The organism is Providencia sp. PROV024 (assembly GCF_032709665.1).
Taxonomy (GTDB): Bacteria; Pseudomonadota; Gammaproteobacteria; order Enterobacterales; family Enterobacteriaceae; genus Providencia; species Providencia huashanensis.
Genome location: NZ_CP120545.1, coordinates 469,630 through 486,030 on the forward strand (window position 1 = coordinate 469,630; position 16,401 = coordinate 486,030).

General features: G+C 40.4%; 8 protein-coding genes and 2 rRNA genes. 8 read left to right on the top strand and 2 right to left on the bottom strand.

Annotation, left to right across the window (positions count from 1 at the left end; translation table 11 throughout):
- The first annotated feature begins 191 nt into the window (after window positions 1-191).
- The 6 genes from P3L56_RS02145 (at window position 192) to aceK (ending at window position 11,433) form a co-directional block, all read left to right on the top strand.
- Window positions 192-3,100: ribosomal RNA gene (locus tag P3L56_RS02145) — 23S ribosomal RNA — on the top strand.
- A 146-nt stretch (window positions 3,101-3,246) separates the two neighbouring features.
- Window positions 3,247-3,362: ribosomal RNA gene (gene rrf / locus P3L56_RS02150) — 5S ribosomal RNA — on the top strand.
- A gap of 1,965 nt (window positions 3,363-5,327) precedes the next feature.
- Complete coding sequence (gene metA, locus P3L56_RS02155; protein WP_048608842.1) at window positions 5,328-6,257, top strand: homoserine O-succinyltransferase MetA; 930 nt, start codon at window positions 5,328-5,330, stop codon at window positions 6,255-6,257.
- Window positions 6,258-6,622: 365 nt separating this feature from the next.
- Window positions 6,623-8,221, top strand: coding sequence for a malate synthase A (gene aceB, locus P3L56_RS02160; RefSeq protein WP_166686093.1), 1,599 nt, complete (start codon window positions 6,623-6,625; stop codon window positions 8,219-8,221).
- A gap of 55 nt (window positions 8,222-8,276) precedes the next feature.
- A complete protein-coding gene (gene aceA, locus P3L56_RS02165) occupies window positions 8,277-9,584 on the top strand; it encodes an isocitrate lyase (protein WP_042848540.1) in 1,308 nt (435 codons plus the stop codon).
- A 106-nt stretch (window positions 9,585-9,690) separates the two neighbouring features.
- Window positions 9,691-11,433, top strand: a complete 1,743-nt coding sequence (aceK, locus tag P3L56_RS02170) for a bifunctional isocitrate dehydrogenase kinase/phosphatase (RefSeq protein ID WP_042848538.1) — start codon at window positions 9,691-9,693, stop codon at window positions 11,431-11,433.
- A 94-nt stretch (window positions 11,434-11,527) separates the two neighbouring features.
- Here aceK and P3L56_RS02175 read toward each other — a convergent pair whose 3' ends face one another.
- Window positions 11,528-12,169, bottom strand: a complete 642-nt coding sequence (locus P3L56_RS02175) for a bifunctional 4-hydroxy-2-oxoglutarate aldolase/2-dehydro-3-deoxy-phosphogluconate aldolase (RefSeq protein ID WP_166686092.1) — start codon at window positions 12,167-12,169, stop codon at window positions 11,528-11,530.
- A 27-nt stretch (window positions 12,170-12,196) separates the two neighbouring features.
- The gene (gene edd, locus P3L56_RS02180; RefSeq protein WP_048608838.1) at window positions 12,197-14,047 is read right to left on the bottom strand and encodes a phosphogluconate dehydratase; all 1,851 of its coding nucleotides are present in this window, start codon (window positions 14,045-14,047) and stop codon (window positions 12,197-12,199) included.
- 291 nt (window positions 14,048-14,338) lie between these two features.
- Here edd and P3L56_RS02185 point away from each other — a divergent pair, with 291 nt between their 5' ends.
- Both P3L56_RS02185 and P3L56_RS02190 read left to right on the top strand, forming a co-directional pair.
- Window positions 14,339-15,160 (top strand): N-acetylmuramoyl-L-alanine amidase-like domain-containing protein, encoded by an 822-nt coding sequence (locus tag P3L56_RS02185; protein ID WP_272686182.1) that lies wholly within the window; start codon window positions 14,339-14,341, stop codon window positions 15,158-15,160.
- A 448-nt stretch (window positions 15,161-15,608) separates the two neighbouring features.
- Window positions 15,609-15,872, top strand: coding sequence for a helix-turn-helix domain-containing protein (locus P3L56_RS02190; protein ID WP_173424841.1), 264 nt, complete (start codon window positions 15,609-15,611; stop codon window positions 15,870-15,872).
- The last annotated feature ends 529 nt before the right edge of the window (window positions 15,873-16,401 follow it).

Below are 16,401 nucleotides of genomic sequence, written 5' to 3' on the forward strand. Positions count from 1 at the left end.
AACTTGAAGTGTTTTTCAAACACACAAACGAGTGGCATGAGCGAGCAGTGTGAAATTCAAGGCGGCTAGCGCACAGCAAGCGCAGCGTACAATAGTACGTGAGCATTGCGAGCACTACCCAACGAAGAAGTTCACCACGCACAGCCATGACGTTAAGTGTCGTCTGATAAGAAGACATCTTCGGGTTGTGAGGTTAAGCGACTAAGCGTACACGGTGGATGCCTAGGCAATCAGAGGCGATGAAGGACGTGCTAATCTGCGATAAGCGTCGGTAAGGTGATATGAACCGTTATACCCGACGATTTCCGAATGGGGAAACCCAGTGCAATCCGTTGCACTATCGTTTGATGAATACATAGTCAAACGAAGCGAACCGGGGGAACTGAAACATCTCAGTACCCCGAGGAAAAGAAATCAACCGAGATTCCCCTAGTAGCGGCGAGCGAACGGGGAGCAGCCCAGAGTCTTAATCAGCATTAGTATCAGGAGAACGGTCTGGAAAGTCCGGCAGTAAAGGGTGATAGCCCCGTATCTGAAGATATTAGTGTTGTGAACTCGACGAGTAGGGCGGGACACGTGTTATCCTGTCTGAATATGGGGGGACCATCCTCCAAGGCTAAATACTCCTGATTGACCGATAGTGAACCAGTACCGTGAGGGAAAGGCGAAAAGAACCCCGGCGAGGGGAGTGAAATAGAACCTGAAACCGTGTACGTACAAGCAGTGGGAGCCTTGATTTATCAGGGTGACTGCGTACCTTTTGTATAATGGGTCAGCGACTTATATTCTGTAGCAAGGTTAACCGTATAGGGGAGCCGTAGGGAAACCGAGTCTTAACTGGGCGAATGAGTTGCAGGGTATAGACCCGAAACCCGGTGATCTAGCCATGGGCAGGTTGAAGGTTGGGTAACACTAACTGGAGGACCGAACCGACTAATGTTGAAAAATTAGCGGATGACTTGTGGCTGGGGGTGAAAGGCCAATCAAACCGGGAGATAGCTGGTTCTCCCCGAAAGCTATTTAGGTAGCGCCTCGTGAACTCATCTTCGGGGGTAGAGCACTGTTTCGACTAGGGGGTCATCCCGACTTACCAACTCGATGCAAACTACGAATACCGAAGAATGTTATCACGGGAGACACACGGCGGGTGCTAACGTTCGTCGTGAAGAGGGAAACAACCCAGACCGCCAGCTAAGGTCCCAAAGTCATAGTTAAGTGGGAAACGAAGTGGGAAGGCTCAGACAGCCAGGATGTTGGCTTAGAAGCAGCCATCATTTAAAGAAAGCGTAATAGCTCACTGGTCGAGTCGGCCTGCGCGGAAGATGTAACGGGGCTAAACTATGCACCGAAGCTGCGGCAGCGATATGTAAATATTGTTGGGTAGGGGAGCGTTCTGTAAGCCTGTGAAGGTGTACTGTGAGGTATGCTGGAGGTATCAGAAGTGCGAATGCTGACATAAGTAACGATAATGCGGGTGAAAAACCCGCACGCCGGAAGACCAAGGGTTCCTGTCCAACGTTAATCGGGGCAGGGTGAGTCGACCCCTAAGGCGAGGCAGAAATGCGTAGTCGATGGGAAACGGGTTAATATTCCCGTACTGGTGATAATTGCGATGGGGGGACGGAGAAGGCTAGGCTGGCCGGGCGACGGTTGTCCCGGTTTAAGGATGTAGGCAGGTGAATTAGGCAAATCCGGTTCACTATATGCTGAGGTCTGATGACGAGTCACTACGGTGGCGAAGTAGCTCATGCCCCGCTTCCAGGAAAAGCCTCTAAGCTCTAGATTATCACTAATCGTACCCCAAACCGACACAGGTGGTCAGGTAGAGAATACTCAGGCGCTTGAGAGAACTCGGGTGAAGGAACTAGGCAAAATGGTGCCGTAACTTCGGGAGAAGGCACGCTGGCGCTAGGTGAAGTGGTTTACCCATGGAGCTGAAGCCAGTCGCAGATACCAGCTGGCTGCAACTGTTTATTAAAAACACAGCACTGTGCAAACACGAAAGTGGACGTATACGGTGTGACGCCTGCCCGGTGCTGGAAGGTTAATTGATGGGGTTATCCGTAAGGAGAAGCTCTTGATCGAAGCCCCAGTAAACGGCGGCCGTAACTATAACGGTCCTAAGGTAGCGAAATTCCTTGTCGGGTAAGTTCCGACCTGCACGAATGGCGTAATGATGGCCAGGCTGTCTCCACCCGAGACTCAGTGAAATTGAACTCGCTGTGAAGATGCAGTGTACCCGCGGCAAGACGGAAAGACCCCGTGAACCTTTACTATAGCTTGACACTGAACATTGAGCCTTGATGTGTAGGATAGGTGGGAGGCTTTGAAGTGTGGACGCCAGTCTGCATGGAGCCAACCTTGAAATACCACCCTTTAATGTTTGATGTTCTAACGTTGCCCCGTTATCCGGGGTGCGGACAGTGTCTGGTGGGTAGTTTGACTGGGGCGGTCTCCTCCCAAAGAGTAACGGAGGAGCACGAAGGTTGGCTAAGCATGGTCGGACATCATGCGGTTAGTGCAAAGGCATAAGCCAGCTTGACTGCGAGAGTGACGGCTCGAGCAGGTACGAAAGTAGGTCTTAGTGATCCGGTGGTTCTGAATGGAAGGGCCATCGCTCAACGGATAAAAGGTACTCCGGGGATAACAGGCTGATACCGCCCAAGAGTTCATATCGACGGCGGTGTTTGGCACCTCGATGTCGGCTCATCACATCCTGGGGCTGAAGTAGGTCCCAAGGGTACGGCTGTTCGCCGTTTAAAGTGGTACGCGAGCTGGGTTTAGAACGTCGTGAGACAGTTCGGTCCCTATCTGCCGTGGGCGTTGGAAGATTGAAAGGGGCTGCTCCTAGTACGAGAGGACCGGAGTGGACGCACCACTGGTGTTCGGGTTGTCATGCCAATGGCATTGCCCGGTAGCTAAGTGCGGAAGAGATAACCGCTGAAAGCATCTAAGCGGGAAACTTGCCTTGAGATGAGTCTTCCCTGACCCTTTAAGGGTCCTAAAGGAACGTTTAAGACTAAGACGTTGATAGGTTGGGTGTGTAAGCATAGCGATATGTTGAGCTAACCAATACTAATGAACCGTGAGGCTTAACCTGACAACACCGAAGGTGTTTTAGAGATTGAGAGATGAGGTTGATTCAATGAGCGTGAGAAGCCGAAAGGCGAGGGACATGGCAGCTTGTTCAAGATTGCAGTTCTGGTTTAGTGACGAAATGCGCTAAACGGGAACGAACAGAATTTGTCTGGCGGCAATAGCGCGGTGGTCCCACCTGACCCCATGCCGAACTCAGCAGTGAAACGCCGTAGCGCCGATGGTAGTGTGGGGTCTCCCCATGTGAGAGTAGGGAACTGCCAGACATTAAATTAGTGAGAAAGCCACCCATTGGGTGGCTTTTTTGCGTTTGGTGGTTAGGTGATGAGGCGTGGCAGTGTGGAGCGAAGAGTGATGTGTTCAGTCTCAGGGCGACTCTGATTGTGAGGGCTCTGCCTAGGGGAATGAGGCATTGAGACCACTGCATATTTTATTATCCTGTAGGCTAACTTCTAACTTCTAACTTCTAACTTCTAACTTCTAACTTCTAACTTCTAACTTCTAACTGCTAACTGCTAACTTCTAACTTCTAACTTCTAACTTCTAACTTCTAACTTCTAACTTCTAACTTCTAACTTCTAACTTCTAACTTCTAACTGCTAACTGCTAACTGCTAACTGCTAACTGCTAACTGCTAACTGCTAACTGCTAACTGCTAATGTCTAGCTTTTAAATTAACAGTCTGATTAGCAGAGGACTAGGTTAACCCCTCATTAGTACAGAGATATTCTTTTCCTGCCCATCTCGTTTTAACTTGTTTATTCCTTTATTCCTTTATTCCTTTATTCCTTTATTCCTTTATTCCTTATGAACTGAGCGGACTCTGTTTTGTAACCCATCATCCTGATTTTTTATTCCTCAAGTTTTCGTCTGGCCGTGATTTGAGGCGGTGTTAATCCTCCCTCAACGGTGCAATAACATTGTTATGTTGAATAAGTGTGTGGAATTTAAAGTAGTAAGTAACAGCTCACTTATCGAGGTTGGTTTAACACATTGAGAAATAAAAATAAATCAATCAGCTAGGGGAGAGACTAAAGCTAGGAGTAGAGAGGTTTAGCATCAGCTCATCCGAAAAGTGTAATGATATTGGTATGGTGAATAGGTGTGTCGTATTTGAAGTGGTAAGTAACAACTCACTGAGTTGGGGGGAGCAAATACAGAGTGAAGCTAGCGTGAGCTTGGCTGTAGAGTAAGGACTGAGCAAGGCATGAGGAAGTTGGGCATCTGTTCACTCTGAATGCACTGTGATATGGATGTGTTGAATGGGCATGTCGGATTTAAAGTAGTAAGTAACAACTCACTTATCGGGGTTAGTTTAATATGCTGAAAAATAAAATTAAATCAATTACCTACGGGAGGAGCTAAGCTGGGAGTAGAGAAGTTTGGTACTAGTTTATGCGGAAAGTGTAATGATATTGGTATGGTGAATAGGTGTGTCGTATTTAAAGTAGTAAGTAACAACTCACTTATCGAGGTTGGTTTAATCCACTGAAAAAATAAGAATAAATTAATCAGCTAGGGAAAGGCTAAGCAGGGGGTAGAGATGTTTGGCTCTAGTTCATGCGGAAAGTGTAATGATATTGGTATGGTGAATAGGTGTGTCGGATCTAAAGTAGTGAGTAACAACTCACTGAGTTGGGGGGAGCAAATACAGAGTGAAGCTAGCGTGAGCTTGGCTGTCGGGGAAGTATCGCACAAGGCATGAGGAAGTTGGGTATTAGTTTACGTGGAAAGCGTAATGATATTGGTGTCTTGAATAGGTGTGTCGTATTTAAAGTAGTAAGTAACAACTCACAAGTTTTGGGATATAGGGCATTTTAGAGCTTAAATTAACGACTACATATTATTTTAGTAATAGCTAAAGCTGCCATTTGATAATGACATAAAGACGTTTATTAAATAATTTTTGGTACAGTATTTTGAAATAATTTTGCGATGTATAACTAAATAATACAGTCACTGCTCAGCAGCGATGAATACTGCCCTAGTTTTACCTAATGCTTAAAACGTCTAAGTAGAATATCTATCTATAAAATATCACTATTGATTAAAAAATATATAAAATCAATACATTATAAGATAGGTATACTCAAGTTAATGCCATGACAAATGAATCTACGTGAAATTATTTCAATTAGTCTTGAAAAGCTCGACAAGGTAAGTAACATTGGTTAGATTATTTAGCATTCTAGAAGTCTAAACGTATAAAAGTATATAAAAGGGGATGAATGATGCCAATTCGTTTACCAGACGAGTTACCCGCAGTTAATTTCTTACGTGAAGAAAATGTTTTTGTCATGACAACGACAAGAGCTAGCCTTCAGGAGATCCGCCCCTTGAAAGTGTTAATACTGAATTTAATGCCTAAAAAAATAGAAACGGAAAATCAGTTCTTAAGGCTTTTATCTAATACACCATTACAGGTTGATATCCAGTTATTGCGTATTGACCAAAGGGAATCTAAAAATACTCCTACAGAGCATTTGAATAATTTTTATTGTGATTTTGAAGATATTAAAGACCAAAATTTTGATGGTTTAATCGTAACAGGAGCTCCGTTAGGGCTAGTTGAATTTACCGATGTATGTTATTGGGAACAAATAGAAAAGGTAATTAGATGGGCGAAAAGCCATGTAACTTCAACGCTCTTTGTGTGTTGGGCCGTACAGGCTGCATTGAAAGTTCTTTATGATTTGCCAAAATGGACTAGAGAAGAAAAACTTTCAGGCGTATATCAGCATGATACATTGGAGCCGTATGCATTATTAACGCGAGGGTTTGATGCTTCATTCTATGCTCCACACTCTCGTTATGCGGATTTCCCTGAAGAGCTTATCCGCAAGCATACCGATCTTGAAATTTTAGCCAGTTCAGAAGAAGCCGGTGCTTATTTATTTGCATCAAAGGATAAACGCTTGGCATTTGTTACTGGCCACCCTGAATATGATAGAGATACGCTCGCTCAAGAATACTGGCGAGATGTTGATGCAGGTATTTCACCAGAAATCCCATGTAATTATTTTAAAAATAATGATCCTAATAAAGGCCCAACAATTAGCTGGCGAAGCCATGGGCACTTACTTTTTTCGAATTGGCTTAATTATTATGTGTACCAGATCACACCATTCGATCTTACTCACATGGAGCCTACACTAGATTAAAATAAGGGGTATTAAGCTTAAAATGTTTGTTATGTCACTCTAACTAATTATATTTAGCATTTTATTTAGATTAATATTCCAGAAAATTTACAATATTTAAAACTAAAGCAGCCATTTATGGCTGCTTTTTTTATTTTTGGGGTAAATTATTTAACAATTTTACTTTTTAGTAATTGTTTTATTTAACAAGCGCTTAACACTATTTATCTTGTTATAAGAATCGTTGTTCAAAAATAAATAATTGTAAAATACCATTAATATCATAAAGATAAGGTGTATTTTATATAAAATGGAAACGGTTTTTGATTTATCTGTTATTTGATCGTAAGCTTAATTCATAGTCAGATGTGAATGAGGAAAGGTCAATGGAAAATCAATTGTTAATATCAAAGTTAGCATTTTCAAAGGAAATATCTCAGCAAGATACTAGGGTCTTACATAATGATTCTATTGAGTTTCTTTCAAATTTGGTTGAGGCGTTTTTACCACGTCGTGAAGAGTTACTAAAACAAAGAACCATAAGGCAACAAAAAATTGATGCGGGCGAATTGCCGGATTTTATTTCGGAATTTGATTCCATTAAAAAATCAGAATGGAAAATACAGAATATACCTGAGGATTTACGTGACCGCCGGGTTGAAATAACAGGTCCTGTCGAACGAAAAATGGTTATTAATGCTTTGAATTCCAACGTTAAAGTATTTATGGCTGACTTTGAAGACTCTCTTTCTCCCTCATGGGAAAAATTGATTGATGGGCAAATCAATTTAAGTGATGCAATTAATGGCGATATTTCTTACACCAATGAAAAAGGTAAGGTTTATCAGCTTAAATCTGACCCTGCTGTTTTAATTGCACGTGTACGAGGGCTACATCTAGACGAAAAGCATGTATCACTTGCGGGAAAAAATATTCCGGGGGGGCTATTTGATTTTGCACTTTACTTTTTTAATAACTATCAAACGTTGTTGAAGAAAGGAAGTGGGCCTTATTTTTATATCCCTAAATTGGAATCTTGGCAGGAAGCAAAATGGTGGAGTGATGTATTTAGTGCTGCAGAAGATGCTGTCAGTTTGCCTCGTGGAACAATTAAAGCAACAGTTTTAATTGAGACTTTACCTGCGGTATTCCAGATGGATGAAATTTTGTATCACATGCGTCACCACATTGTCGGGTTAAATTGTGGTCGTTGGGATTATATTTTTAGTTATATCAAAACATTAAAAGAGCACCCAGATAGGGTACTACCCGATCGCCAAGTGGTTACGATGACCCAAGATTTTCTAAGTGCTTATTCACGTTTGCTTATTAAAACTTGTCATCGTCGTGGGGCTTTTGCTATGGGGGGAATGTCCGCATTTATCCCAAGTAAAGATGAAACAGAGAACCAAGCTATATTGGCTAAAGTAAGAGCAGATAAAGAGCTTGAAGCAAAAAATGGTCACGATGGTTCGTGGGTTGCTCACCCAGGTCTTGCAGATACAGTGATGGATGTCTTTAACCAAGTTCTAGGAGAGAACACCAATCAACTGCATGTTACTCGTGATTCTGACGAACCAATCACAGCGGAGCAACTATTAAAACCTTGCGCAGGTGAACGAACCGATGCAGGTATGAGGGCAAATATTCGGGTCGCTGTGCAATATATTGAAGCATGGATTTCAGGTAATGGGTGCGTTCCTATCTATGGGTTAATGGAAGATGCTGCTACCGCTGAAATTTCTCGAACTTCGATTTGGCAATGGATCAGGCATGAAAAGTCACTAACCAACGGCGAAAAAGTGACAAAAGCGTTGTTCGAAGAAATGCTAGATGAAGAGCTTCAAGTTATTCAAAAAGAACTTGGTGATAAGCGTTTTCAGCATGGTCGTTTCCGTGAAGCAGCGGAGCTAATGCGCCAAATTACGACACAAGATGAACTTATTGAGTTCTTAACTATTCCTGGTTACCAATTATTAGATTAGTAACAACAAATATAAATTCGATAAACCCTACATATTCTTATAAAGGAAGTTAATCATGACGACATCGCGCTTAGACCAAATTGCCCAATTAGAAAATGAATGGAAGAAACCACGTTGGAAAGGCATTAATCGCCCGTATTCTGCTGAGGAAGTTATCAAACTTCGCGGTTCTGTTAATCCGGAGCATACCCTTGCTCGTAGGGGGGCAGAGCGCTTTTGGGAACAACTGAATGGCAAATCTAAGAAAGGCTACGTCAATGCACTAGGTGCATTGACAGGTGGGCAGGCATTACAACAAGCGAAAGCTGGTGTTGAGGCCATTTATCTTTCTGGTTGGCAGGTTGCTGCTGATGCAAATACAGCCTCAAGTATGTACCCTGATCAGTCACTTTATCCAGTTGATTCGGTTCCTTCTGTCGTTCAGAAAATTAACAATACTTTTCGCCGGGCAGATCAAATTCAATGGGCGAATGGCATTGGGCCAGATAATAAAGAATATATTGATTTCTTTTTACCGATTATTGCAGATGCAGAAGCCGGTTTTGGTGGGGTATTGAATGCCTTTGAGTTAATGAAAAATATGATAGAAGCAGGGGCAGCGGCTGTGCACTTTGAAGACCAATTGGCTGCGGTGAAAAAATGCGGTCATATGGGCGGTAAAGTATTGGTTCCGACTCAAGAAGCTGTTCAAAAATTAGTTGCCGCACGTTTAGCCGCTGATGTCTCTGGTGTACCAACGATCCTGATCGCAAGAACTGATGCCGATGCAGCTGATCTTCTGACATCTGATTGTGACCCATATGATTCGGCATTTGTCACTGGTGAGCGTACTTCTGAAGGGTTCTTCCGGACTAACGCAGGTATCGAGCAAGCGATTAGTCGTGGTTTGGCATACGCGCCTTATGCAGACCTCGTGTGGTGTGAAACATCAAAACCAGACTTAGATGCTGCGCGCCAGTTTGCTGAAGCAATTCATGCTAAATACCCAGGTAAATTATTGGCTTACAACTGCTCACCTTCATTTAATTGGAAGAAAAATTTAGATGATTCCACAATCGCACGTTTCCAAGATGAGTTGTCAGCCATGGGTTATCGCTTCCAATTTATTACTTTAGCGGGCATTCATAGTATGTGGTTCAACATGTTTGACCTTGCACATGCTTATGCACAAGGTGAAGGTATGAAACATTACGTGGAAAAAGTGCAAGAGCCTGAATTTGCAGCGATAAATAAAGGCTATACCTTCTCTTCTCACCAACAAGAAGTAGGTACTGGTTATTTTGATAAAGTTACAACGGTTATTCAAGGGGGGACTTCTTCAGTCACTGCTTTAACAGGGTCGACAGAAGAAGAACAATTCTAGTTAATTGGCTTCATTTCATTCGGTGTCCTTATTGGTTAGGTGTATCTATTAATTTGCAGGCACGTTGAGTGCCTGTTTTTTTAAATTAGTTCAAATAGGAGCGAGTATGATACTCACGACTGAACAGATAATAGCCCAAACCATTCTACAAGGATTTGATGCGCAATATGGGCGTTTTCTAGAGATAACCTCAGGAGCTCAGGAAAGGTTTGAGCAAGGGGATTGGCATGCTATCCAACATGCAATGAAAAGAAGGATCCAACTTTATGATCACCATGTTGGTTTGGTTGTTGCCCAGCTACAATTCATGGGGTTAGTTCAATCTTTAACACCAAACAAACTATCAGAAATAAAAAATGTGTATAAAACGTTGTTGCCAGATTACCCACGCTTCGAGATAGCAGAAAGTTTTTTTAATTCAGTTTATTGCCGTTTATTTCAACACCGAGACCTTACACAAGATAACTTATTCATTTTTACTTCTCAGCCTGTAAGGCGGTTTTCTATTTCCCCTCGGCCATTGGCTTGGGAGTATCAGGTTGATGATAATCTGTATGGGTTACTATTTTCGATTCTAAGTGGGTTACCATTAAGAATAAAATGGCGAAATTTAGAGTTTGATATTCATTGTATTATCAATATATTGCACTCACGGTTTTCAGGATTTGAAAAGCGAAAAGTCTGTTTTCATATTGCCAATGAACTGTTTTATCGTAACAAAGCTGCTTGGTTAGTTGGTAAAATTTATATTGATGATGAAGTCTATCCATTTTTACTTCCCATTCATCATGATGATGATAAGCAAATTTACATCGATACCTGCCTCACCGAATTTGATGAAGCGAGTATTGTGTTTGGCTTTGCTCGCTCTTATTTTATGGTGTATGCACCTTTCCCTGCGGCATTAGTATTTTGGCTGCGGGAAATTTTGCCCAGTAAATCCATTGCTGAATTATATATGGCGATTGGTTGTCAAAAACATGGAAAAACAGAGTATTACCGTGAGTATCTTGCTTATATTAATTTTGCCCGTGAGCAATTTACGCTTGCACCAGGCGTTAAAGGAATGGTGATGCTTGTATTTACAGCACCTTCTTTTGACCGTGTTTTCAAAATTATCAAAGATAAGTTTGCCCCACAAAAGGATGTCACGAAAGAAAGGGTGCAGGAATGTTATCGGCTTGTCAAAGAACACGATAGAGTTGGGCGTATGGCAGATACACAAGAATTTGAAAATTTTGTGATTGATAAAAGCGCTATTAGTGAAGAATTGATGACAGAGCTATTAAACGAGGCTCCTTCACAAATTGAAGATTTAGGAGACCAAGTGTTGATCCGCCATTTGTACATGGAAAGAAAGATGGTGCCTTTAAATATCTATATGGATAACGCAAATGAGGAACAGCTAAAAAGTGTTTTGAATGAGTATGGCTTGGCAATTAAACAGTTGGCGGCGGCGAATATTTTCCCTGGTGATATGTTATTTAAAAACTTTGGTGTTACGCGTCATGGTCGGGTTGTTTTTTATGACTACGATGAAATTTGTTATATGACAGAAGTTAATTTCCGTAAAATTCCTGTGGCATTGTATCCTGAGCAAGAGCTCGCTAATGAGCCATGGTATAGCATTGGTGAACAGGATGTTTTTCCTGAAGAATTTGTTTCTTTTATTTGTCAAACGGCAGAAATTGGTGATTATCTGCGACGTTATCATGCCGATTTATTTTCGGCAGATTACTGGCAAAAGTTGCAAAAGCGAATTTTGGCAGGTCATGTCGAGGATGTTTATGCATATCGAGAAGAGCTACGTTTTTGCCATAGGTTTAATGAAATAGCTTATGATTCATGAGATAAAAAATTGATAGGGTTAAAGAAAGCTACATTGAGAACGACTCAGTCAGTAGTATCGAATCGTTCTCAACGGTAAATAGAATTTCGCTGTTTTAACGCTTTGCACCCAATACTGCTTCTTGGGCAAGTTGGGTTATTTTTTCGTAGTTGCCAGTAGTTAAAGCCTCTTCGGGCACTAACCAAGAGCCACCAATACACAGAACGCTCTCTAGTTCTAAATAACTACGATAGTTTTCTGGTGAAATTCCCCCTGTTGGGCAGAACTTTACGTGTGAGAAAGGGCCGGCAATGGCTTTTAAGGCTTTAACGCCACCATTCGCTTCTGCTGGGAAAAACTTGAATGCTTTCAAACCATAATTCATACCCAGCATTAGTTCTGAAACCGTTGAAATGCCGGGGATCAGTGGGATATTTCCTTGGGTTGCAGCACTCAATAATTCTTCGGTTAAACCGGGGCTAATAGCAAATTTAGCGCCAGCTTTTGTCACATCAGCAAGTTGTTTCGCATTGAGTACAGTCCCTGCCCCAACAATGGCGTCAGGGACTTCTTGAGCAATCAGGCGAATTGCTTCAATTGCACATTCGGTACGTAATGTGACCTCAAGTACATTAACGCCGCCTTTCACCAAGGCTTTAGCGAGAGGGACGGCTTGTTCTAGTTTTTTAATGACAATGACTGGGACCACAGGGCCTTGTTTGAGCACGCTTTCAGCGGTTATGTTCCAATTATTCATTTTTTATTCCTATTTAATACCAATAGATTAAAAATCAATGCTACAAGCACCTTCTTCTGCGCCAGACAAGTTTCTTCTTAATGCGCCAAAAAGTTCTCTGCCACAACCGCTACGTTCTGCGATTAAGTCCGGTTTGAAAGATTGTCGTTTGTTTAATACAGTGTCATCGACAAGTAATTGTAATTCACCAGTTAACGCATTTACTCTAATGATATCGCCATCTTTTACTTTTGCGAGTAATCCACCGTTATAGGCTTCGGGAGTGACATGGATTGCGGATGGAACTTTACCTGATGCTCCTGATAGCCGGCCATCAGTCACTAAGGCAACTTTATAACCTTTATCGATAAGCACCCCCAGTGGTGGCATTAATTTATGAAGTTCAGGCATCCCGTTAGCGGATGGGCCTTGGAAGCGAACTACGATGATACAATCTCGATTAAGGTTGCCTGACTCAAAGTGTTTTGCGATATCATTTTGGTTATTAAATACTACAGCAGGCGCTTCAATAATTTGATTTTCTTCGGGGACCGCGGACGTTTTCATCACAGCACGGCCTAAATTACCTGAGAGTAATTTAGTACCTCCATGGGGTGAAAAAGGCGTGTCAATTTCAGCAATAACATCTGTATTGAATGAATGTTTTGGGCCTTCTCGCCATTCAAGTTGCCCGTTATTTAACCAAGGTTCTAATGTGTAACGCGTTAAACCAAAGCCTGCTACAGTATGAACATCTTGGTGTAACAAGCCTTTTTGCAGCAGTTGGTGGACTAGTAATGCGACGCCACCTGCGGCTTGAAATTGGTTGATGTCAGCTTGGCCATTAGGGTAAATTCGGCAAATGAGCGGTACAATTGCAGAAATATCAGAAAAATCATCCCAGTTGATAATGACCCCGGCAGCTCTAGCGATGGCAACAAGGTGCATCGTTAAATTGGTAGAGCCGCCAGTTGCTAGTAAGGCAACAATACCATTGACGATAACTTTTTCATCAATGAGGCGACCAATTGGTAAATAATGGCCAGATTGCTCGGTTAACCGGGTAATTTGCTGTGCTGTTGCATCTGTTAGCGCATAGCGTAATGGGGAATCAGGGGGGACAAACGATGCACCTGGTAAGTGTAACCCCATGACTTCCATCATCATTTGGTTTGAATTAGCGGTACCATAGAATGTACAGGTACCAATACCATGGTATGATGCTGCTTCAGCTTCTAATAACGCAAGTCTATCGACTTTTCCTTCCACATACAGTTGGCGAATACGTACTTTTTCTTTATTCGGTAGGCCCGTGGCCATCGGCCCAGCAGGGACAAATATAGCAGGTAAATGCCCAAAAGAGAGGGCTCCAAGTAATAAGCCTGGAACAATTTTATCGCAAATACCCAAATAAAGAGCGCCATCAAACATATTATGGGATAAACCAATTGCTGTAGACATCGCGATGACATCTCTACTTAGCATAGAGAGCTCCATCCCATCTTGCCCCTGAGTTACACCATCACACATGGCAGGGACACCAGCTGCAACTTGCCCAATAGAACCCGATTCAAGTAACGCTTTTTTTAGTTGTTCAGGGTATTTATCATAAGGTCGGTGAGCAGAAAGCATGTCATTGTAAGAGCTGATGATAGCAATATCAGAACGCGTCATACTTTTAAGGATCTGCTTTTCATCATTTTGGCAGGCAGCAAAACCATGAGCAAGGTTACCACAAGCCAGCGAGGCTCGATGGACAGTTGTACTACGAGCACGTTCAATTTTATTGAGGAAAGCTGCTCGAGCTTGTGCAGAACGAGAGATAATGCGCTGTGTAATGCGCTCAAGTTCCTCATTGAGTGCTGGAGATTTTGTCACTTCAGAGATATTAGAACTCATGGTAATTGCTCCATCATGCAGACCTATAGTCAATTAATCTGCAAGTCATGTAAGTTGTGCTTATCGTTATACCTATTCCAGATAACGTTACAAAATAAATGTTACCGGTAACATTGTTAAATGAAAATAGAACAGTTGCAATATTCAAAATGAATATTTGAAGTTATATGTGATCTTAATCAAGGTTGACTATGGAATAAATCGAACAAGAAATGGACTAAAACTCATGCTATAGTCATTAAATAGAAGCAGTTGCCTGCAAAATTAAGGTAAATTGGGAATATTGTTAATGTGTATACTAAAAATTCAAATAGTGGGCGAATGCGTCGCTTAGTTACTGCAACCTTGATGTTGCTAATGGTTAATTATGTCCAAGCTCAGGTAGTGTTGACATCGGGGTCGCATAAAATTTTAACCAGTATATTCAACCAACAAAATGAAATGCAGCGATATCATTCAACATCGGCAGAAAAAATTGATGTGCTCACTCAGTATTTTTTAAATACCCCCTACGATAAACAAACGTTAAATATGAGCCCACTCTTTGCTGAAAACTTAGTCGTTAATTTAGAAGCGATGGATTGTATGACCTTTATTGAGTACGTTGAGGCATTTAAAGGGGCTGAAAATAGTGCACAATTTTTTAGGAACCTGACTAGTATTCGTTATTTTAATCAAAATGTTACATACAAAAACCGCCGCCACTTTTTTTCGGATTGGGCACAAGGTGATAGCGCGGTTGCAGAGGACATTACGGCTAAAATTAGCCCATATGCCGTTAACGTTTCTAAGCAGCTTAATTTAAAAGGTAATCGAAAGACGTATATTTTAGGGTTGCCCATTACCTATAGAGATATAAACTATATTCCATCTAAATATATAGATAATGATTTGATTACAAGGCTTAAGACCGGTGATTATATTGGTGTTTACTCAACGAATAGAGGCTTGGATGTTAGTCACGTTGGTATTGTAATACAAAAAGGAAACAAAACAATTTTTAGGAATGCTTCTTCATTACGTGAAAATTTCAAAGTTAGTGATGTTGAATTACAGCACTACATACAAGGAAAAGAAGGCATTATTGTATTTAGGTCAAAAATAGATTATTAATCTGTTAATTGGTGGTTATTGAATTGAAAGATGAACTTTTGACCTAATTATATTGTATAAATATGAGTTAATCTTTGTTTTTATATGGTTTAGCTGCGAATATAAAATATATTTTAAATTAAAATATTCTAAGAATTGAAAAACATAATCGTTTTTATTGGTTGCTAATTATTTCTAGTGACATTTAAAGTGTAAAATTATATTAAATTATCGATTTGATCAAGAAAAACCAACAAAAGAAATTATGTAATTAAGAAGTGAAAAACTTTTTATAAAGCAATGCATTGCTACATAAATAATACAAAGGTCTCATTTTTTTGTATATAAAAAACATGTTTACCTATCAATTGACATGTATTTGATTGTTCATAACTATTTTAAATGATGAAGATTAATTTTATAATGAATATTACTAGCTAAAAATTTTTTTTCTTATTTAGGAGATGGTATGCATATGCATATAGTTAAAAAGGAAAATATTTATGCTTTATTAGGAAATTATTTACGAAAAGCTAGGGTGAGCAAGGGGTTATCAGGCAATGAATTAGGTTCGGTCATTCATTTGAGCCAGCAGCAAGTATCACGCTATGAACTAGGAATTAATAAATTAAGTTTAGATAAATTAATTGAAATTGTCATTTTTCTCGATATTGATATTAACGAAATAACTAAAATTATTTCTAAACAGGTAGAGAATGAAAAAAAGAGTTAGATGGGGTTAGTATCTTTATTTTGGTAAGTTTTTATAACTATTTTATATTATTAGAAAAGTATTAAACTTAAAAAACATGCTTTGAATCATAATTTTAATTTATAGGAAATAACCAATTAATTTGACTAATCTCCTTTGGCACTATTTATTGTGGTAATTACTTAAAGGAAAAAACTGATTTTAAAATAAATTCTATAAATATAAATAATCAATTGTATTTTTAAATTGAATTTTTATGATTTTATATATGGTTAGGGACGGGGTTGTAGCTAACTGATTATTATAGATAAAATATAGTGCTATTGTTCAATAAACCTTTTCAGTTTCAGTAAAGGGCTTAAAAGGTTTAACGTGAATATTCATGTGCATTTTATCAAATTTCTTATTTATAAGTAACCTTTATTATTATACATAACTAGTTGTTATTTATTTTATATTATTACTTTTTATCTTGAACCCTGCGTTTTTTCCTACTTTTTTTCTTTAAGATGTCATTATTTAATAGTGTTCCCTATAACATTATGCTTAA